The 20,876-nt window shown below is 57.2% G+C and carries 18 protein-coding genes; 14 read left to right on the top strand and 4 right to left on the bottom strand.

Annotated features, from left to right (window positions below; all coding sequences use genetic code 11):
• The first annotated feature begins 14 nt into the window (after positions 1–14).
• The 8 genes from EDC30_RS08140 to EDC30_RS08105 all read left to right on the top strand — a co-directional run bounded on the left by EDC30_RS08140 (position 15) and on the right by EDC30_RS08105 (position 8,856).
• Complete coding sequence (locus tag EDC30_RS08140) at positions 15–1,742, top strand: extracellular catalytic domain type 1 short-chain-length polyhydroxyalkanoate depolymerase (RefSeq protein ID WP_165973762.1); 1,728 nt, start codon at positions 15–17, stop codon at positions 1,740–1,742.
• Between the two features lie 393 nt (positions 1,743–2,135).
• A complete protein-coding gene (locus EDC30_RS08135; RefSeq protein WP_132258327.1) occupies positions 2,136–2,912 on the top strand; it encodes a DUF3348 domain-containing protein in 777 nt (258 codons plus the stop codon).
• Positions 2,909–5,092, top strand: coding sequence for a DUF802 domain-containing protein (locus EDC30_RS08130; RefSeq protein WP_132258326.1), 2,184 nt, complete (start codon positions 2,909–2,911; stop codon positions 5,090–5,092). Before EDC30_RS08135 ends, EDC30_RS08130 begins: the two co-directional genes overlap by 4 nt.
• Positions 5,093–5,100: 8 nt before the next feature.
• Positions 5,101–5,736 carry an OmpA family protein gene (locus EDC30_RS08125; protein WP_132258325.1) on the top strand — a complete coding sequence of 212 codons (636 nt, stop codon included), beginning with the start codon at positions 5,101–5,103 and terminating at the stop codon, positions 5,734–5,736.
• Positions 5,733–6,485 (top strand): DUF2894 domain-containing protein, encoded by a 753-nt coding sequence (locus EDC30_RS08120; protein ID WP_132258324.1) that lies wholly within the window; start codon positions 5,733–5,735, stop codon positions 6,483–6,485. The genes EDC30_RS08125 and EDC30_RS08120 overlap by 4 nt, the downstream gene beginning before the upstream one ends.
• A gap of 52 nt (positions 6,486–6,537) precedes the next feature.
• Positions 6,538–7,734, top strand: coding sequence for a YbfB/YjiJ family MFS transporter (locus EDC30_RS08115; RefSeq protein WP_132258323.1), 1,197 nt, complete (start codon positions 6,538–6,540; stop codon positions 7,732–7,734).
• A 67-nt stretch (positions 7,735–7,801) separates the two neighbouring features.
• The gene (locus tag EDC30_RS08110; RefSeq protein WP_132258322.1) at positions 7,802–8,110 is read left to right on the top strand and encodes a hypothetical protein; all 309 of its coding nucleotides are present in this window, start codon (positions 7,802–7,804) and stop codon (positions 8,108–8,110) included.
• Positions 8,111–8,229: 119 nt separating this feature from the next.
• Positions 8,230–8,856 (top strand): LysE family translocator, encoded by a 627-nt coding sequence (locus tag EDC30_RS08105; RefSeq protein ID WP_132258321.1) that lies wholly within the window; start codon positions 8,230–8,232, stop codon positions 8,854–8,856.
• A 30-nt stretch (positions 8,857–8,886) separates the two neighbouring features.
• Here the strand turns inward: EDC30_RS08105 and EDC30_RS08100 are convergent, their stop codons facing one another.
• Positions 8,887–9,792, bottom strand: coding sequence for a LysR family transcriptional regulator (locus EDC30_RS08100; protein ID WP_132258502.1), 906 nt, complete (start codon positions 9,790–9,792; stop codon positions 8,887–8,889).
• Positions 9,793–9,893: 101 nt separating this feature from the next.
• Between EDC30_RS08100 and metE the strand changes: the two genes are divergently transcribed.
• Complete coding sequence (gene metE, locus EDC30_RS08095) at positions 9,894–12,185, top strand: 5-methyltetrahydropteroyltriglutamate--homocysteine S-methyltransferase (protein ID WP_132258320.1); 2,292 nt, start codon at positions 9,894–9,896, stop codon at positions 12,183–12,185.
• 109 nt (positions 12,186–12,294) lie between these two features.
• Here metE and EDC30_RS08090 read toward each other — a convergent pair whose 3' ends face one another.
• Positions 12,295–13,236, bottom strand: coding sequence for a bestrophin family protein (locus EDC30_RS08090; protein ID WP_132258319.1), 942 nt, complete (start codon positions 13,234–13,236; stop codon positions 12,295–12,297).
• Between the two features lie 25 nt (positions 13,237–13,261).
• The gene (locus EDC30_RS08085) at positions 13,262–14,050 is read right to left on the bottom strand and encodes an IclR family transcriptional regulator (protein WP_132258318.1); all 789 of its coding nucleotides are present in this window, start codon (positions 14,048–14,050) and stop codon (positions 13,262–13,264) included.
• A gap of 387 nt (positions 14,051–14,437) precedes the next feature.
• On the opposite strand from EDC30_RS08085, the gene EDC30_RS08080 reads away from it, so the two are divergent.
• The 4 genes from EDC30_RS08080 (at position 14,438) to EDC30_RS08065 (ending at position 18,203) form a co-directional block, all read left to right on the top strand.
• Positions 14,438–15,661, top strand: coding sequence for an ABC transporter substrate-binding protein (locus EDC30_RS08080; RefSeq protein WP_132258317.1), 1,224 nt, complete (start codon positions 14,438–14,440; stop codon positions 15,659–15,661).
• 92 nt (positions 15,662–15,753) lie between these two features.
• Entirely contained in the window at positions 15,754–16,620 is an 867-nt protein-coding gene (locus tag EDC30_RS08075) for an alpha/beta hydrolase (protein ID WP_132258316.1), read from the top strand.
• A 10-nt stretch (positions 16,621–16,630) separates the two neighbouring features.
• Complete coding sequence (locus tag EDC30_RS08070) at positions 16,631–17,005, top strand: nuclear transport factor 2 family protein (protein WP_132258315.1); 375 nt, start codon at positions 16,631–16,633, stop codon at positions 17,003–17,005.
• A 268-nt stretch (positions 17,006–17,273) separates the two neighbouring features.
• Positions 17,274–18,203 carry a DMT family transporter gene (locus EDC30_RS08065; protein ID WP_424446907.1) on the top strand — a complete coding sequence of 310 codons (930 nt, stop codon included), beginning with the start codon at positions 17,274–17,276 and terminating at the stop codon, positions 18,201–18,203.
• 182 nt (positions 18,204–18,385) lie between these two features.
• On the opposite strand, the gene glmS is transcribed toward EDC30_RS08065, so the two are convergent.
• A complete protein-coding gene (glmS, locus tag EDC30_RS08060; protein ID WP_132258313.1) occupies positions 18,386–20,203 on the bottom strand; it encodes a glutamine--fructose-6-phosphate transaminase (isomerizing) in 1,818 nt (605 codons plus the stop codon).
• 171 nt (positions 20,204–20,374) lie between these two features.
• On the opposite strand from glmS, the gene EDC30_RS08055 reads away from it, so the two are divergent.
• Positions 20,375–20,842 (top strand): Lrp/AsnC family transcriptional regulator, encoded by a 468-nt coding sequence (locus tag EDC30_RS08055; protein ID WP_132258312.1) that lies wholly within the window; start codon positions 20,375–20,377, stop codon positions 20,840–20,842.
• Positions 20,843–20,876 lie beyond the last annotated feature (34 nt).

Raw genomic sequence — 20,876 nt, 5'->3', positions numbered from 1 at the left:
GGAATTTGAAAGCAATGGCGGTTTCGCTGGTGCTGGGTACGCTGGCAGCATCTGCCCATGCATTAACCCCAGGCAGCGGCACATGGGTTAAGGAAACGAACCTGTTTGGCCTGGCTGATGCCTACACCTATGTCCCGAAAAACACTGCACCTGCCACCATCGGCAAGGGCCGCGCATTGATGATCACCCTGCATGGTTGCGGGATGACGGCATCCGGTAACGTCATCAACAAGAAATACAACTGGGAAGACACCGCTGAAAAATACGGCATGGTGGTGGTTGCGCCGACCGTGCCCTCCGGTACGACCGCTACCCGCACCTACTCCGGTTGCTGGGATTGGTTCGGCGCCAACCACAGCCGCTCGACTCGCGACGAAGCCATTATCCTCAAGCTGGTCGATGCCGTGAAATCGCGCTCCGGATTAGACATCGATCCGGACCAGATCTACATCACCGGCTTGTCCGCTGGCGGCGGCCTGGTGGTTGACCTGGCTTGCGTGGCACCGGATTACTTTGCCGGCGTCGGCATCAATGCCGGTCCCGCACTCAATACCCCGGGCACTGCAGGTGTCGGTTCCAAATCGACCCGCACGGCGCAACAGGTTGCCAATGACTGCCGCGCCTATGCCGGCAGCAGCTACGGCAGCTACCTCGACAAGCAAATCACCTCGGTGGTGAATGGTTCGACCGATAGCGTTGTGGATCCGACCCACGACTGGACCAATCGTGACGGCATGAAGCTCGCCTATGGCGCCAATACCAGTGCCGGCACCTTCACCGAAGTCAAGAGCACCGGCACCTTGTGGAAGGATAACGCGGGCAAGATTCGCGTCTCCTATATCGAAGCAACCGGCATGGGCCATGCATGGCCGGCAGGTGCCGGCGGTAGCGGCGGCGGTCTTTATGTCGACTACACCCACGTCAACTATCCTGCTTACGTCACCCAGTTCTTCTTCGATAACAACCTGCGCGTGCAACGTGGCGATCCCAAGCCTGTCATGACGAGCTGCTCGGCCTCGGTGGCTTCGCCGACTGCAACGGCCGTGACCATCAATGGTGCTGCGACCGACAACGGTTCGATCGCCAGCTACAGCGTGAGCATCAGCGGCCCGACGCCGTCGAACGATAACGCAGCCGGCAGCGGCCCGAGCTTCAGCAAGCAATACACCGGCCTGGCCAATGGCAGCTATACCGCCACAGTGAAGGCTACCGACAATGTCGGCGGCGTATCGGATGCGGCTTGCTCGACCTCATTCCAGGTTGGCCCTATCGCCCTGGTGCCGCCGTCCGACGTTACCGCACCGGCAGCTTCGGTCACCGCTAATGAAATCGTCCTGAACTGGACGAATATCAGCGGCGCTACCAGCTATACCGTTACCCGCACCGGTGGCGCAGGTACGGTCGTGGTTTCGGTTCCGGCAGCAAGCGGCACGACGACCAGCCACAAAGCCACTGGCCTGTTGGAGAAGACCTCGTACACCTTCACGGTGCAATCGGTCGGTTCCGGCAGCACCAGCGCGTTATCGGCTCTGGTAACCGTGACGACCAAGTCTGCGTTCACCTGCACCCAGACCACCGCAAGCAATTATGCGCATGTCCAGGCTGGCCGCGCCTATACCTCTGGCGGTTATGCCTATGCCAAGGGTTCCGCAACCAAGATGGGCTTGTATAACATGTTCTATACCAGCACCTTGGCAGAAACCTCGGCTGGATATTTCGATGTCGGCAACTGCCCGAAATAAATTGGCACATCCGGCGGCTTGCTAGCGCCGGAGCAGCCTAGCTAAAAAGGGGTGGACTATGTCCACCCCTTTTTTATATTAAAGATGCAAGTTCGAGGGTTGACCCGAAATGATTCATTCGGGGGGCTACGCATTTTTCGCATACCCGCCGCGCTTATCAATTTTCTCAGCCACGCAGGCATCCTTCGCTTGGGCAGGGTCGCTGTTGTTTGTATTTCATGCTCGTTTGAGTTCCCCACACCTCCACGCTATAATCGCCCGCTCATGTATGCCATGAATTGGCCGCCGAAAGTGGCTCGGATTCGCTAGAGAAGGGCCAAGACAAGGGTTCATGCGGATAACGGCGTGAGCTTCTCGTCCTCCTGCTTTTTTCGAATTTGACAGCATCTACATATGACGCGAATGTTAACGCGTACAAAATTCCACAGTTCGCAGCTCATTCGTTGTCTTGCTGATCTGGACATTCTCGATGCCGCAGATTCCGGCAATGCATTCGCAGAAACTTTGGGAAGCTGGATCCACTTCGCTGATGCCATTACCTTGTCTGCCGTGCACAGCAGCAGCACGGATGGCTCGCTAAAAGCGCTGCCTAAATTGCATCAGGAAGAGCATGCTGGCGCCTGCGCAGCGGCCAGCGCGGAATTCAACCGCATACAAACTCTCTTGGTCGATTCGGTCAAGAAGAGCTGTTCGCCCAATCCCGGCAAGTCGCACATCAAGTTGCCCGCGCCGGATGTCGATCTGCCTGCGGATTTCAAAAACGCTTATGCGCCGTATCGCCGCTTTTATGAAGCGCATCAGCGCGACATGGAATTGAGTATCCAGCCTCTGCGGTTCAATGTCCGGGCGGCGCTGGCAAAAACATCGCCGCAACTCAAGAAACTCGCGGAGCTGGATGCCGTGCTTGAAAAAATCTTCCACGACCGCGAAAGACACTTGCTGTCGAAGGTGCCGGTCCTGTTGAAGACGCGTTTCGATCAATTATTTAAAGAGCATCAGCAAAAGCTCGCTGATATGCAGCAGGCCGACAACCCCGCCGGCTGGATGAAACCGGGAGCATGGCTGGCACGCTTTTGCAATGACATGCAAATGCTCCTGCTGGCGGAAGTGGAGCTCCGGCTGCAACCGACGATGGGGCTCGTCGAATCATTCAAACAAGAACCGCAATGATCAAAGTATTCAATAAGCACTTATTTACCGTCGTCTTCCTGTTAGGCGCGCTCGGCATCATCTGGGCCGGAATCGGCTTCATCGACTCCAGCGCCCTGGCACTGGCCATGACCGCCCTCATCGGTGCCGTGTATGCATATGGTGCGCTCGAGCTGAAACGGTTTCGCCAAGCCACGTCGTCCCTGGAACGCGCGCTGACTGCGATTCCCCATAGCCTTGCAGACCTTGGTGACTGGTTAGGCAGCGTGCATCCCTCCCTACAAAATGCCGTACGCTTGCGCATCGAGGGGGAGCGGGTCGGTTTGCCGGCGCCAGCTCTCACGCCGTATCTGGTCGGCTTGCTGGTAATGCTGGGGATGCTGGGCACATTCCTGGGCATGGTAGTCACGCTCAAAGGCGCCGTGTTTGCCTTGGAAAAAACGACCGATCTCGAAGCCATGCGCTCGGCGCTGGCTATGCCGGTCAAGGGCTTGGGGCTGGCGTTCGGCACATCGGTGGCAGGCGTGGCGGCGTCCGCAATGCTGGGGTTGATGTCGTCGCTCAGCCGGCGCGAAAGAATGCAGACGGCGCAGCTACTGGACGCAAAGATCGCGACGGTCTTGCGCCGCTTCTCATTTGCTCATCAGCGGCAGGAAACCTTCAAGGCTTTGCAGATGCAATCGCAAGCCTTGCCTGCCGTCGTCGATAAGTTGGAAGCGATGATGGCACAGATGGAAAGCGCTACCCAGCAATTGAACCAGCGCCTGCTGAGCAACCAGGAAGCGTTCCACAGCAATGTCAAAGGCGTCTATACTGATCTGGCAAATGCGGTAGACAAGTCGCTGCGCGACAGCCTGAATCAGAGCGCGCATGCGGCGAGCGAGAGCATCAAGCCGGTGGTCGAGGCGGCGATGAGCGGGATTGCGCGCGAAGCGACGCTGGCGCACGAGCGCATGGCGACTACCGTGGAAAAGCAACTCGACAGTCTTTCCGAGCGATTCAGTGCTACTGCCGGCAGCGTGAGCGAAACCTGGACGGCAGCGCTGAAAAACCATGAACAGACCAGTACCGGCATGGTGGAGCAGGTCGGGCGTTCCCTGCATGCCTTCAACGAGACCTTCGAGCAGCGTTCCGCCGCGCTTGTGACCAAGGTTGGCGAGGCTTATGCCAGCCTGCAGTCCGGCCAGGCTGAGCAAGACAAACAGCGCCAGCAAGCATGGACGCAATCGCTGGAAAACATGGCGACCTCGCTTTCCCGCGAATGGCAGCAAACCGGAACGCAGACACTCTCGCAGCAGCAACAGATGTGCGACACCCTGACGCGGACCGTGCAGGATATCGCTGAGCATGCCCAGGCCGGCGCCCGCAATACGCTTGCCGAAACCACTCGCCTGGTGGCCTCCGCGGAGGAGCTCATGCGTACGCGCATCGGCGCCGAAGCGCAATGGATGGAACAGCATCGCGAACGCACCGAGCAATTGGCTAGCCTCCTGCGCTCCGAGCTCGGTGCGCTACGGGATGATGAGGCCGCGCGCGGCAATGCTGCGGTCGAGCGCCTGGCGCAATTGCAGGCTGAATTGGCAACTCACTTGACCACGCTGGGCACGGCGCTGGAAGAACCGATCACGCGGCTTATCGAAACCGCGTCGGAAGCGCCGCGCGCGGCCGCCGATGTCATCGGCCAGTTGCGCCAACAAATCTCCAACACGGTGGCACGCGACAACGAACTGCTGGAAGAGCGCAGCCGTATCATGGAAACGCTCAATGCCTTGCTGGAAGCAATCAATCATGCCTCCGGCGAGCAGCGTGCCGTGATCGATTCGCTGGTCGCATCTTCGGCGACGACGCTCAACGACGCAGCAGGCGCGTTCGCGGAGAACGTGGCTGCCGAAGCCGCCAAATTGTCCGACATCGCTGCGCACGTCACCACCAGCGCGGTCGATGTGGCGAGCCTTTCCGAAACCTTTGGCGTGGCAGTGCAGCAGTTCAACGAGGCCAACGACAAGCTGATCGGCAACCTGGAGCGCATCGAAAGTGCGATGGATAAATCGCAATCGAGAAGCGACGAGCAGCTTGCCTATTACGTCGCGCAGGCGCGTGAAATTATCGATCTCTCCATGATGTCGCAGAAGGAAATCGTCGAAGCACTGCGCAGATTGCCGGCGCAGCAAGCCATGGCAGCCGATGAGGTCGGGCAGTGAGCAGCAGCGTGGATGACATCGACGGCGGCGTCGAGGATAGCGCGCCGGTCTGGCCGGTTTTCGGCGACCTCATGTCCAGCCTGTTGGGCGCGTTCGTGCTGATCCTGGTTGCGGTGATGGGCGTGCAGATGGAGCTGACCTCGCATCTGCAGGAGGAAGTCAAGAAGCGCCAGCAGGAAGAGCAGCGCCGCATGAGCCTGGAAAAAGCGCTGGCGGTGCCGCTGGCCACCGGTCGCATCACCTTGAACGATGGAAGGATCGGCATTAGCGGCCAGGTGCTGTTTGCGCTCAATTCGGATGAGCTGCAGCCGGAAGGCCGGCAAGTATTGAAGAGCCTGGTCACGCCGCTGCAGGCTTATCTGGGGGCGCGTAATGAATTGCTCATGGTGAGCGGCTTCACCGATGACAAGCCCATACGCGGTGGCCGTTTCAGCGACAACTGGGAATTATCGGCCCAGCGCGCCCTGACCGTGACCCGGACCCTGATCGAGGAAGGCATGCCATCGTCCATGGTCTTTGCCGCCGCCTTTGGCTCGGAGCAGCCGGTCAAGCCCAATACCGATGATGCCGCGCGCGCGCAAAACCGCCGCGTGGAAATGGCGCCCGTGCCGAAAGCCGCCAACACTAAACAAACTGCGCCATGACTGAGCCGGATTGCAGCCAGGTCGAAGTCGCTCCATCGGGGCTGAACCCCGAGATCGATGCGCAAATCGCTTCCCTGCGCACAGCAGGGGTGGAGCGGTTCGACCCGGTGCGCTGGAGCTACATTGAAGCCTTGGCCAAACGGACCCTGGCGCACCAGGGCAATATCAGGGAGGTGCTGGACGCCAGGCTTGCGCAGGCAATCGCAGCATTTCAGGAGCGCTTCGCAGTTGCGCAACGCGAGGCTAAAGAATTGGCCGGCCAACATGGCCAGCACTACCCGCATGCGGCAAGCGAGTTGCAGCGGCATATCGATGCCGGTGACTTCAAGGGTTTGCACCGATTGCTGGCGGCCCTGAATCGCGGCGACGCATCGGCATCCCTGAGCGCGTTGGTACGCGAACTTGAGCAACATGCAGCGGGCAATGCCGAAGTGCACATGGCGAAAATTGCCAGCCAAGCTGGATCGCGGCCGGAATTGAAAGCGCTGCGCGACCACCGCAATACCTGGGCAAAGCTCAGCGTGGATAAGCAGGTGGCGCAGGCGCTGGAACAGGCGCCGAAGAATGCCGGGCCAATCAATTCCCATATGCTGATGCTGCGCTCGCTGGCGTTGATGCGCGATATCTCGCCGGATTACCTCAACCGGTTCATTTCATACGCGGATGCCTTGTTAAGCCTCGATCAAGGCGAGAAGGAAAAGCCCACCAATCCCAAGAAATCGCAGACCGTCAAGGCTGCGAAAAAATAATTTGCGCTGACGGCTTGCCACAATAGCAGGATATTGAGGTCTAATATGCGCTATGAATCCGTCATCAGATAACCAATCCATACTGACCGGTGCGACCTGGCCCATCGTCGTGGGCGGTATTGTCTCGCTCGCAGTGGCCATGGGCATCGGCAGATTCGCATTTACGCCATTGCTGCCGCTGATGCTTCGCGACGGGATCATCGATATCGCTACCGGGACCGAATGGGCGGCTGCCAACTACATCGGTTATCTGCTTGGTGCGTTGAGCGCCGCGCGGATTTTCAGAAAGCCCTTGCGCGGCGTGCAAATCGGTCTCGCGGGCATCGCATTGACTACCCTGGCAATCGTACTGGTTGATAGCAAGATAGCGACAGCCGGCGCGATCTTGCGCGGCGCGGCAGGTATTTTCAGTGCCTGGGTGCTGGTCTGTACATCCGGATGGTGCCTCAATGAGCTGGCGCTTCGCCAGGCGACAGGGCAGGGCAGCTGGATCTATACCGGGGTCGGCCTGGGCATTACCCTGGCCGGCGTCATGACCTGGCTTGGCGGTCACCAGTCTGCCACGGCGCTCTGGCTGGAGCTGGGCATCGTGGCCTGTGCCGGGATGGCGCTGGCCATGGCCTGCATGCGCAATCGACCGATTGTCGCAAGCGCGCCGAAGTCGGCCGCAAGCCTGGTGAATGCCGGCCAGGACCGTCGGAGAAGTTACGCACTGGTGGCTTGCTATAGCGCTTTCGGATTCGGCTACATCATTCCCGCGACATTTTTGCCGACCATGGCCAAGCAGCTGACATCCGATCCGCGGATATTCGGTCTGACATGGCCGATTTTCGGACTGGCCGCCGCATTGTCGGTTGCAGCGGGAGCGCGATGGCTGGCCGCCTGGCCAAGGGCGCGCTTATGGGCGCTGGCGCAAGCGAGCATGGCGCTCGGCACGTTGCTGCCGCTGTTTGTGAATTCTTTATGGTCTATCGCAGTGTGCGCCGTGCTAGTCGGCGGTACTTTCATGGTGGCGACGATGGCTGGCTTGCAGCTGGCGCGGGAAACCATGCCCGCCAATCCGACGCTGCTGCTGGGACGGATGACGGCAGGTTTCGCCGCCGGGCAGATTGTCGGGCCACTCATGATCCGGGCGTTCGGTTCAGGGCAGATAGCAGGCTGGGACGCGATCAGCTGGGCCAATGCGACGGCGACCATATTGCTGTTTGCGACAGCGGCATGGCTGTGGCGGATGAGCCAGTCCAAATAGCTGCGGGATAAGAGAACCTGGCTTCGGCCGGTGATTAATCGAAAAAACCTTCATTGCCACACACTGCATGCGACTGATACAAATTCTGCTCCCCTTGTACGACAATGCCGGGCAGGCTTTTCCCAGGCGCCTGCTGGACCAGGTGCGGCAAGAGCTGACGGATGCTTTTGGCGGCGTCACGCTTTACTTGCGTTCTCCCGCTGTCGGCGCCTGGGAAAACGACAAGGGCGCGGTCTGCCGGGATGACGTGATTCTTGTCGAGGTGATGGTGGAGACAACCGATGCAAGCTGGTGGAACGTCTATCGGCAGGAATTGGAAAAGCGCTTCAGCCAGGACCGGATTCTCATCCGCGCAACTGATGTCGATGTGTTGTAGCCCGACGCACGCGTGAGTACAACACGCTCGGAGTCAACGCTTGGCTGGTTCAAGCATTCAGACCTGATTTGCCGTGGCCGGTATACTTTTCTCCTTTGTCCAACTCGCGCTATGCCACCATGCTGACAATCGAGCAATTCTCCAGTTTTCTTCTTGCCGCAATCCTCATCACCGCGTCGCCCGGCCCGGACAATCTCATGGTGCTGGGCATGGGGATGTCAAAAGGGCGCAAGCAGGGCATCGCATTCGGTCTGGGATGCGCGCTCGGTTGCCTCAGCCATACCTTGCTTGCGGTGGTGGGCGTCAGCGCACTGATTGCGGCATCGCCCGCAGCCTTCACCTTGTTAAAAATCGGCGGCGGACTGTACCTGCTCTGGCTCGGCTGGAACGCATTGCGTAGCACGGGAGCGGCCAAGGTCAAGGAAGTGCGGGCCGCCGAGCAGCGACTGTCGACCCTGTTTTTCAAGGGCGTCTTTGCCAACGCCATCAATCCCAAGGTCGTGCTGTTTTTTCTTTCATTCCTGCCGCAATTCGTGATTGCGGCCAAGGGGAATGTGGGCTGGCAGTTAGCAGCGCTGGGTGTGACGTTCACTGTCCAGGCCGCCGTGCTGTTCGGCTTGCTTGGCTATTTTTCGGGCGCGATGGGGCAATGGCTCAGCAAGAAACCGAAGGCGGGGGTGATCCTCGATCGTATCGCCGGCACCGTTTTCATTGCCTTGGGTTTGCGGCTTATCGTTTCACGTTGATGCGCGTGCGAGCCTTCATCAAGCTTGCAATCAACTAGCCGTGAAGAGAGAAGCGCTGGGCTTGCGGGCTAATTCAATGAAAGCTTTGAGATAATCGATCTCTAAGTCTGTTTCACGCGCACCAAGAAAGATCTGTTTCGCAATGCCTTTTTGCCCTAGTTGGATGGGAACGACGTCGACCTTGCTGGAGTATTCTTGTACGAGCCAGCGAGGCAGGGCTGCCACGCCACGACCACTGGCAACCATCTGCATCATGATGTCGGTAGTCTCGATGGTCTTATGGCGCTTGGGCGCCACGCCAGCCGGCTGCAGAAACTGATTATAGATATCCAATCGATCTATTGCGACAGGATAGGTGATCAGCACTTCATGCAGGAGTTGCTTCGGTTTGACGTATTCGAACTTCGCCAACTTATGGTTACTGGCGACTACCAGGACCTGCTCATAGTCGAACACGGGCTCGAATTTCAGTCCGGGTTTATGGAGCGGATCCGGTGTAACCAGCAAATCGATCTCGTAGCCGAATAGGGCGCCGATGCCGCCGAACTGGAATTTCTGCTTGACGTCCACGTCAACGTCGGGCCAAGCCGTCAAGTAGGGAGACACAACCTTCAATAGCCACTGATAACAGGGATGGCACTCCATGCCGATGCGCAGTGTGCCGCGCTCTCCTTGGGCGAACTGGCGCAACCTTTCTTCGGCAAGCGTCAACTGCGGCAACACCCGATTAGCCACAGCTAACAGATACTGTCCGGCTTGCGTCAGCCGAAGGCTGCGCCCTTCGCGCAGCCAGATATCCGTTCCCAATTGCTGTTCCAGCTTCTTCATGCTGTGGCTTAGCGCTGACTGCGTCACGCACAAAATATCTGCGGCAGCGGTTAAGGAGCCCTGCTTCTCAACTTCTTGCAGGATGGCTAAGTGAATACGTTCCAACATCATTGTTGAATTAAATTCATGGATGATTGAATTAATACCATTTTACTTCATGCATTAGGCTCCGTACGATGCGCCTCATTCCTTTTTGAGAGCAAATCATCATGGTCACTACACACAATCTCGGCTTTCCTCGTATCGGCGCAAAGCGCGAACTGAAGTTTGCGCTGGAATCCTATTGGCGCGGCGAATCCTCGCGTGAGGCATTGAAGGACGTCGGCTCCCATCTGCGCAAGTGCCATTGGAGCATGCAGGCCGGTCTGAATCTGGTCCCTGTCGGTGACTTCGCTTTCTACGATCAGGTACTCGACATGAGTTTCACGCTGGGTAATCTGCCTGAGCGCGTGCGCGATTTCCACGGGGATGTATTGGACAATTATTTCCGCGTGGCGCGCGGACGTTCGGCGCAGGACGTGGAAGCCCACAGCGCCTGCTGCGGCGGTGTCGCCGCAGGCGAGATGACAAAGTGGTTTGACACTAATTATCACTACATCGTGCCAGAGTTTACTGCGGCGACCGCATTCAAGCTGGATGCTTCGCGTCTGCTGGAACAACTGGCGGAAGCCAAGGTACAGGGCGTCAAGGCCAAACCGGTCATCATCGGCCCGGTCACTTACCTTGCATTAGGCAAAGCCAAGGACAACTCCGACAAGCTGGCTTTGCTGCCATGCCTGCTGCCGGCGTATGTGCAATTGCTGGATACGTTGGCCGCCCATGGCATAGATTGGGTACAGATTGACGAGCCGGCTCTGGTGACGGAGCTGGACGCGGCATGGCAGCAAGCCTTCGTCACCGCGTATGCGACATTAGACACCGGCAAGGTCAAATTGCTGCTGACCACGTACTTCGGGCCGTTGGAAGCCAACCTGCCATTGGCTTGCAAGCTGCCGGTCCAAGGCTTGCATGTCGATGCCATCAATGCCCATGCCGAAGTGGAGCAAATCATTGCGCAATTACCGGCCGATAAAGTTTTGTCGCTAGGCGTAATCAACGGCCGTAATATCTGGAAGACCGATCTGCATGCCACGCTCGATTGGCTGGAGCCGATTCACCGCTCATTGCAAAACCGCTTGTGGATCGCGCCTTCCTGCTCATTGCTGCACGTGCCGGTCGATTTGGACAGTGAGCAGAAGCTGGACCGCGAAATTCAATCGTGGTTAGCTTTTGCCCTGCAAAAGCTGGAGGAGCTGCAAGTTCTGGCGACAGCTTTGAATAAAGGGCGCGTGCAGGTACAAGAAGCGCTCGTCGCGAATAGTGCGGCGATCGAAAAACGACGCACTTCGCCGCGCGTGCACAATCCGGCAGTCAAAGCCGCAATCGCCGGCATCGACGCGACACTGGGAAAACGCGTCAGCCCGTATGACCAACGCGCCGCGAAACAAGCGGCGTTGCTCAAGCTGCCGCTCTATCCGACCACGACGATCGGCTCGTTCCCTCAGACAGCGCAAATCCGCCACGCCCGCAGCGAGTACAAGGCCGGGCGTCTTGATGCCGCGGGTTACAAGGCGGCGATGCAGGGCGAAATCGCGCGTAGCGTGCGCGAGCAGGAAGCGTTGGACCTGGACGTGTTGGTGCACGGCGAAGCTGAACGTAACGACATGGTCGAGTACTTCGGCGAACAACTCCAAGGCTACGCGTTTAGTCAGTTCGGCTGGGTGCAGTCCTACGGTTCACGTTGCGTGAAGCCGCCAATTTTGTTCGGTGATATCAGTCGTCCACAGCCTATGACGGTGGAATGGATCACCTATGCGCAATCGCTGACGAAAAAACCGATGAAAGGCATGCTCACCGGGCCGGTGACGATACTGAACTGGTCTTTTGTGCGTGATGATCAGCCACGTTCCGTGTCGTGCAGGCAGCTTGCGCTGGCAATCCGCGAGGAAGTGCTCGACCTGGAGAAGGCAGGCGTGCGGGTCATCCAGATTGACGAAGCGGCGTTGCGCGAGGGCCTTCCGCTGCGCAGGTCGCAATGGAAGGAATACCTGGACTGGGCCGTGGAGTGCTTCCGTATCACGGCTAACGGCGTGGCAGACGAGACGCAGATTCACACTCACATGTGCTATTCGGAGTTCAACGACATCATCGCGTCGATCGCTGACATGGACGCTGACGTAATCACGATTGAAACTTCACGCTCGGATATGGAACTCCTGGATGCATTCGACAATTTCAAGTATCCAAACGAGATCGGTCCCGGCGTGTACGACATTCACTCGCCGAACATTCCAACCAAGGAGCACATCATGCAGTTGATGAAGAAAGCCGCGGAGCGAATTCCGGCAGAGCGCCTGTGGGTGAATCCGGATTGCGGCCTGAAGACACGCCAATGGTCTGAGGTGGGGCCGGCGTTGAACAATATGGTCTCAGCAGCCAAAGCCCTCCGCACGGACGCTTGACCGACCGGCGACCGGTCGATGCAACGCATTAAAACCTGCGGAAGCAGAAGGAGTCATGCGGATGAAGCAAAGGCCGGAAGTGGACACTCAAGCGTACCTAAAGGCAAAACTAACGAAGACAATAATCTATAGGCATCAAAGGCGGTGGAGTATCCGGATCGCCCACGGCCTTGCGCAAGTCGCTTTCAATGGTGCGACAGATGGCATCCAGAGGCAGGTCGTTATCTGATGTGCCGAATGGTTCTTCGATCTCATCGCCAAGAGCATCCAGGCCGAAAAACGTGTACGCGACGATTGCGACGACAACTGGCGTCATGAACCCGGTGGTGTCGACAAGACCGAACGGAAGTAAAAAGCAGTAGAGGTAAGCGGTCCGATGTAACAGGAGCGAGTAGGAAAACGGAATCGGCGTGTTTTTAATGCGTTCACAGCTTGCGGCAACTGCCGCCATCGAGGACAGCGTGGAATCGATGGCGGTGGCGATAGGGCCATCGATGCGTCCTTGTTCCAGGCATAGCCGTACGTCTCGTCCCATTTGCAGCATCAGGAGATTCAAGTTGCCGGCCGGCTTGCCGAGCTGGCGCCAATCCTCTTCCAGAAGGTATTCCTTCAATTCCGAGAGATCGCCTGATTCCCGCAATGTCTGACGTAAGGTATGCGCGAAGGCGATGGCCCGGTAAATGATTCTGATCCTTACATCTTGTAAGCCTGTCTTGAAATTGGCTGGCTCGGTTGCGGATATCAGGCTCAGGCATTCACGAGCGAGGTTGCGGCTCCCGTATACTAACTGCCCCCATAGTTTTCTTCCTTCCCAGAAGCGGTCATAAGCCGCGGTATTGCGAAACCCCAAGAAGATTGCCAAAGCCAGCCCGATCAGGGTGAAAGGAATCGGCGTCAAGGTGATTTTCAGGTTCGAGAATGAGCCGTGAAAAACTGTCACTATGATCGCAACGATGATGTTGGCAGATAAAACTCCTACCACGTGAGGAAGAATGGATCCTTTCAGGATGAAGAAAAGTCTTAAACCTGAAGGCCGGTCACGAATAATCATTGCTGCTTGTACTAATCTGTAGGTATTAATCTATTTGAGGAATTTCCGCGCCGGTCTTCGACAAAAACGCGGATATCGCGGCCGATATGGTTTTGAGCCGCGATACGATATCCGCATCTATCAAACTGGTGATGCGCGGCAGCGGTCCAACGATGCCCAGCCCATAGATAACACCAGCCACTCCTACCTCAATCGGCACGGCAACGGCAGCCAAGCCTTCATCCACTTCGCGTATGCAGGTGGCAAAGCCATTCTCGCGAATGCGCGAGAATTCTGCCTTGATGTCTTTGCGGTTTGTCTTGGTGTACTGTGTCAGTTGGGGTAGATCACCGCTCAACGCTTGTTCGATCACGTCCTTGGATTGGAATGCCAGAATTGCTTTTGCACTGGCTGTCGCATGCGGATACATGATTTTACCCGGCAAAACGAAGCCGCGCCATGGCGCATTCGGCGATTCCATCACAATCGTGCGGACACGATTGCCTTCGAGCCGAGCGATATAGCACGTCTCGCCGGTCTCAGCCACCAACTGCTGAAGATGCGAAGACGTCATCGCCTTGATGAAATCCGCGCCAGCACTCAGTAGAGCCAATCGCCGAACCCGGTCAGCGAGCAAATAAGCCGCTGCGCCGGCGTTGACTGTCACCAGGTTCGACTTCTGCATGGCTGCCAGCAAACGGTGCATGGTCGCTTTGGGCAGCGCCAGAATGCTCGTCAGCTCGCTTAATGTCAGTCCCTCGGGGAAGCCGGAGAGGACTTCCAAAATCCGGAAATAGCGTTCCAGCGGCGGATGTTTATCGTTTATGACTGTCATTCTGGATCCATCAATTTGGCGGGAACGGCTGCGGCTCTCACTGAGGCCGTGGCAGCATCAGGCAACCGCAAAAATTTTTCTATTCGCACCTGGTTATCCGGCGCGCCTCGGTCGCAATTCAACATGGCTTTTCTCGCTTCTGCAATAGCCCGCGCGGTCGTTCAACAACTTTCTGCATTGCTGCCGTGAGCCGTGTCGCTTGACACGGCATATGAAGCCATGAATACTATATCACAAATCGGAATAAGTTCCGGTTTTCGGAACTTCGTCAAGGCAAGAAGACTGGACGAAATTGCGCACAGTCCGGCAAGCATCATCCTGACCGCCGATAGCTAGTTCGGGAGTATCGGGGTTTCATTGCTGTCTGCATAAAGAGAGGAGAAGGAAATGGGAATCAAACTTACGTTCAAAAAAATGGCATTGGCATCAAGCCTTGGCTTGGCATTCGCGGCGCCCCATGCATCGGCGCAGATTTCGGACGGTGTCGTCAAGATCGGCCTCTTGATGGATATGTCGGGCACCTACTCGGACGTGGCAGGCATGGGCAGCGTCACAGCCGCGAAAATGGCGGTGGAAGATTTTGGCGGCAAGGTACTGGGCAAGCCAATCGAGGTGGTCTATGCCGACATGCAGAACAAGGTCGACATTGCCTCAACCAAGGCGCGCGAATGGTTCGACGAAAAAGGCGTTGATGCGATCATGGATGTCAACATGTCCAGCGCCGGCTTCGCCGTGAGCGATCTCGCCAAGGAGAAGAACAAACTGGTTGTCATCAACATCTCCGGTTCTCCGCGCTTCACCAACGAGAATTGCAATGCCAACACCATCCACTACGTCTACGATACCTATGCGCTGGCCCGCTCGACCGGCAAGGCCGTGCTCAAGTCCGGCGGTGATTCCTGGTATTTCATTACAGTGGATTACACCTTCGGTCATGACTTTGAGCGTGACACCATGGCAGTGGTCAAAGCAGGTGGGGGCAAAGTGTTAGGCTCGGTGCGCGTGCCGCTCAATGCGCCGGATTACTCGTCGCCAGTCACCCAGGCGCTGGCTTCGAAGGCGAAAGTGGTGGCATTTTCCACGGCCGGCGCGGATACCGCCAACAGTATCAAGACGGCATCCGAGTTCGGCATCGCCAAGAACGGCCAGCGCGTGGCAGGCATGCTGGTCTATATCAACGAGGTCCATGCTCTCGGCTTGGAAAAGGCGCAGGGAATGCTGCTGACCACCGGGTTCTACTGGGACATGAATGACGAGACTCGCGCCTTTTCCAAGCGCTATTTCGAGCGCATGAAAAAAATGCCGAACATGTCGCAGGCAGGCGTCTACTCCAGCACCATGCATTACCTGAAGGCGCTGCAGGCAGCGGGAACCGATGACACCGCCGCAGTCATGAAGAAAATGAAGGAAACGCCGATCAACGACTTCTTCGCCAAGAACGGCAAGATCCGCGAAGACGGCCGCATGGTCCATGACCTGTACCTGATGCAGGTTAAAACCCCGAAGGAATCGAAGTACCCGTGGGATTACTACAAGCTGGTCCAGACTGTTCCGGGAAATGAGGCATTCACGCCGGTGTCTGAGTCGCGCTGCCCGCTCTTGAAAAAATAAGCTTCGCAGGATGTGACCTGTAACTGGGGCGTGCTGCATTGCCTTTGTTTAGCACGCCCCGATCACAACAAACATAAAGACTGAGCCTGACAATGACAAGCACCAACAACTATACCTTTGCAGAAATGGAACCGCAGTACAACCTGCGCGCGCGCCGTCCCGACTACGACGTCAATGTCGTACCGAACTGGATACAGCGTAGCGAAGCATACCGCGCCGCCGCCTCGTGCAAGCTCGACTTGGCATACGGCCCGGGTGAGCGCGAACGCATCGATTTTTTTCCGGCCGCTTCGCCTGAAAGTCCTATCCTCGTCTATTTCCATGGCGGTTACTGGCAGCGCGGCGACAAATCCGTGTATGGCTTCCTGGCAGAGCCTTTCGTCAAGAATGGCGTATCGGTTGCCCTGGTCAACTACAATTTATGTCCGTCGGTGCGGATTTCCCAGATCACGCCCCAGGCACGCCGTGCCGTCGCGTGGGTTTGGCGAAATGCGCAGGTACTGGGCGGATCCAGCGACCAGATCTACGTGATGGGGCATTCCGCCGGCGGCCACATTACCGGCATGATCATGGCAACCGATTGGTCGGCCCTTGGCGCCGATCTGCCGCGCGACCTGGTCAAGGGCGGCATTCCGGTCTCCGGTCTGTTCGACCTGGAACCACTGCGATTCTCTTCCATCAACGACGGTGTGCGCATGGACGCTGCCGAAGCTAAAGCCGAAAGTCCGATGAACCATCCGCCGGCAACTGACGCGCCACAACTGGTCGTGTGCGGCGGTAAGGAGACGGAAGAGTTTCACCGTCAATCGGATATCTACGTCGCCGCCTTTGCGACCGCAAATCGGCCCATGGAACGTTACTCGGTTCCGGACTGCGACCACTTTGATGAGCTCAACGAGCTGGCCAAGGAAGAAAGCGTATTCTTCCAAAAATCTTTACGGCTGATCAAAGGCCAATAAGGGTGAAAGCATGACGACACTTACTATGGATGTGCTGAACAAGATCATCGATGCGTTCAACGCGCATGATGTGGACACGCTGGTTGACTCCTTCGCGGAAGATGGCGAGTTCCTTCTTGCCGCCGGACCGGATATCTGGGGCACGCGTCTCAAGGGCAAAGCGGCGATCCGCGAAGCGCTGACGAAGCGTTTCGCCACTACGCCGGATATTCAGTGGACCGAAGGGAAAAACTGGATCATCGGCGACAAGGCGTTGTCCGAATGGCGCGTTACGGCAACGCAGCCGAATGGCGACAAGCTCGATTTGCGTGGCTGCGATCTGTGGGAATTCCGTGGCGACAAGATCGTCAAGAAGGATACGTATTATAAGCAGATCGTGAAGTAATCCGCGAGGATAACCTCCGGCCTAAAGCCGGGCATGACCAGATAAATCGGGCGAACCGCCCCGCCTTCGACTCTCTCCCACAAGGGAGGGAGTGATCAAATTGCAGGAACAGTGCTCTTTCCATGACTATTGGTTGGAAAGTGCGCCATTGTCACCACAATTTTTCTGATGCCTGCGTCGCCATCGATCCCTCATCTTTATCAGGCATGCTCAGAACCGTTTCCGGAGATTTTTGTTTTTACTCGTGAAGTGATAATCTTCTTAAAATTTGGCAGCATTCACGCTGTCGACAAGTAAAAATAAAAGGTGCCCATTGGTTAAGCGAACATTCCATCCCATTACATGGGCAATCATATGGATGACTGGCGCGCTGGCATCGTTTATCGCGATGGCACTTGCGGGACGAGCGCTATCTTCATCGCTTGGCACGTTTCAAATTCTGTTCTTCCGCAGCCTATGCGGGTTGATTGTGATATCGATCCTGTTAGGGCGCTCCGGCTGGCGGCAAATATTCACCGGCAAGCTGCGATGGCATGTCCTGCGCAATGTCAGCCACTTTGGCGGGCAATTCGGATGGTTTTACGGATTGGCTTTCATTCCCCTGGCTGAAGTATTCGCGATTGAATTCACTGCGCCAATCTGGACGGCTTTGGTCGCGGCGATTCTGTTAAAGGAAAGGCTGACTCCCACGCGCATTGGCGTGATCGTCTCGGGCCTGATTGGCGTGCTGATCATTGTGAAACCGGGTACCGGGCTGATGCAGCCTGCGGCATTCGCCGTGCTTCTAGGTGCGATTGCCTATGCCGTTTCGTATGTGATGACAAAAAAATTGTCCTCGACCGAGTCGCCGCTTTGCATACTGTTTTACATGACGGTGATCCAGCTGCCATTGGGGTTAATACCCTCCCTGGGCAACTTCACAATACCCCCGCTATTTACCTGGCCTCTTATCTTTATTGTCGGAGTCACCGCGCTATCGGCGCACTTCTGCATAACCAAGGCCATGTCTTTTGCCGATGCGACCATCGTCGTACCCATGGACTTTTTGCGTTTGCCGATAATTGCATTGATTGGCGCTGCGTTATATGGCGAGAGCGTGCATTCCACCGTGTTTGTTGGCGCGGCGCTGATCATGGGTGCCAATTTGTTCGGATTGCTTTACGAGCGGAGAAATCAGGGCTTAGCGAAAGCAAAGTAGGCAAGTGCCGGGATTTCGTCAGCTAAAGCTTGATCGATGCGTCGAGCAAATCACTTACAGGTGAACATTGATGTATCTTACGACCGAGCAGAAAGGGAATAAAAAACCGCTAGGTACCTACACTAGCGGTTTCTTGCGACAGACTTCAGTGTCGCCACAGCCTCGACTGATATAAATAGCGCTTACTCGACCGTAACGCTCTTCGCCAAATTCCTCGGCTTATCCACATCGGTGCCGCGCGCCAGCGCCGTGTGATACGCCAGCAGTTGCAGCGGAATCACATGCAGGATCGGCGACAGCTTGCCATAGTGCTCCGGCATGCGGATTACGTGCAAGCCCTCGCTCGAAGCGATCTTCGAGTCGGCATCGGCGAACACATACAACTGGCCGCCACGGGCGCGCACTTCCTGCATATTGGACTTCAGCTTCTCGATCAGCGCATCGTTCGGCGCCACCGTCACGACCGGCATTTCCTCGGTCACCAGCGCCAGCGGGCCATGCTTCAATTCGCCAGCCGGATAGGCTTCGGCATGGATGTACGAGATTTCCTTGAGCTTCAGCGCGCCTTCCAGGGCGATCGGGTAATGCATGCCGCGACCGAGGAACAGGGCATTTTCCTTGCGGGCAAATTCTTCGGCCCAGGCGATGATCTGCGGCTCGAGCGCGAGGACCGAACTGATCGCCACCGGCAGATGGCGCATCGCCTTCAGGCAGGTGGCTTCCTGCTCTTCCGAGAGACGGCCGCGTACCTGTGCCAGCGTCAGCGTCAGCAGGAACAGCGCTGCCAGCTGGGTCGTGAAAGCCTTGGTCGACGCCACGCCGACTTCGACACCGGCACGGGTGATGTAAGCCAGTGCACACTCGCGCACCATGGCGCTGGTGGCCACGTTGCAGATCGTCAGGGTATTGGTCATGTCCATCGAGCGCGCATGCTTCAATGCCGCCAGCGTATCGGCGGTTTCGCCGCTTTGCGAAATCGTCACGACCAGAGCCTTCGGGTTCGGCACGCTGTCGCGGTAGCGGTATTCGCTGGCGATTTCGACATTCACCGGAATTTGCGCAATCGACTCGAGCCAGTATTTTGCCGTGAGCCCGGCGTAATAGCTGGTGCCGCAGGCCAGGATCAGAACCGAGTCGATTTTCTTGAAGATGTCATAAGCCTTGTCGCCGAACAGTTCCGGCATGATGCCAGTGACACCTTCGAGCGTGTCGCCGATAGCGCGCGGCTGCTCGAAGATTTCCTTTTGCATGTAGTGACGGTAGGGGCCGAGTTCGGCGGCGCCGGAATGCGCGTGCACGGTACGTACCGGGCGGTCGGCCGGTTTGCCGTCGCTATCGACGATCCAGCAGCGCTGCAGCTGCAGGTCCACCACGTCGCCTTCTTCCAGGTAAATGATCTGGTCGGTGATGCCGGCCAACGCCATGGCGTCGGACGCCAGGAAATTCTCGCCATCGCCCACGCCGACGATCAGGGGTGAGCCCTGGCGCGCGCCGACTACGCGGTGCGGCTCGTCGCGGCAAAAGACCGCGATGGCATACGCGCCATGCAGGCGCTTGACGGCTTGCTGCACGGTTTCGAACAGGTCACCCGTGTACATCTGGTCAACCAGATGGGCGATGACTTCGGTATCGGTCTGGCTTTCGAATTCGTAGCCGGCGGCCTTCAGTTCGGCGCGCAATTCGTCATGGTTTTCAATGATGCCATTGTGGACCAGGGCGATGCGCTCACGCGAAAAGTGCGGATGGGCGTTGTGCGACGCCGGCGCGCCATGGGTGGCCCAGCGGGTGTGGGCAATGCCGGTGAAGCCGGACAAGCCGGATTTTTCCACCTGGGCTTCCAGTTCGGCGACGCGGGCGGTGCTGCGCGAACGCTGCAGCATGCCATCGACGTGCAGCGCCACGCCGCACGAATCGTAGCCGCGGTATTCCAGGCGTTTCAAGCCTTGCAAAAGGATGGGCGTGATATTGCGTTTTGCAACTGCGCCGACAATGCCGCACATAGGAAGTCCTTTGTATGTGTTGTAGATGCCTGTATCGTAGGAGAAAGGCTGTGAAATAAGTTTGCGAAATTTTGAATAAAGTGGATTTATATTTCTCGAGCAATCGCATATGCAATATAATTTCAATTAATCATTATTAGTTTAATTAAATTTCTATTCTGTGAGCGCCTTGTGGATGATTTGCTACTGGATGACCTGGACCGACGCATCCTGAATGCTCTGCAGGAAGACGCCTCGCGCACCAACAATGAATTGGCGGAACTGGTGCATGCCTCGCCGCCGACTTGCCTGCGCCGCGTCAAGCGCCTGGTCGACGCCGGCATCATCGAGCGCCAGGTGGCGCTGCTGGCTGCCGACAAGGTGGGCGCCGGCCTGACGGCGATTGTCGAAATTACACTGGATCACCAGGCTGCCGAGCGCATGGATGAATTCGAGGCGCTGACGGCGCGCGAACCGGCGGTCATGCAGTGCTATCGCGTCTCGCCGGGACCTGACTTTGTATTGGTAGTGCAGGTCGCCGACATGCCGGCTTATCACGCGTTGGCGCATCGCTTGTTTGCCTCGCATGCCAACGTGCGCAATGTCCGCAGTTTCTTTTCCATCCACCGCAGCAAATTCGAAACGCGCATTGCGGTTTAAACAAGGGATTTGATTTTATTCGAGCCGATGCTGG

The sequence above is a fragment of the Paucimonas lemoignei genome, assembly GCF_004342585.1.
Lineage (GTDB): Bacteria > Pseudomonadota > Gammaproteobacteria > Burkholderiales > Burkholderiaceae_D > Paucimonas > Paucimonas lemoignei.
This window is presented reverse-complemented; position numbering and strand designations above follow the sequence as displayed.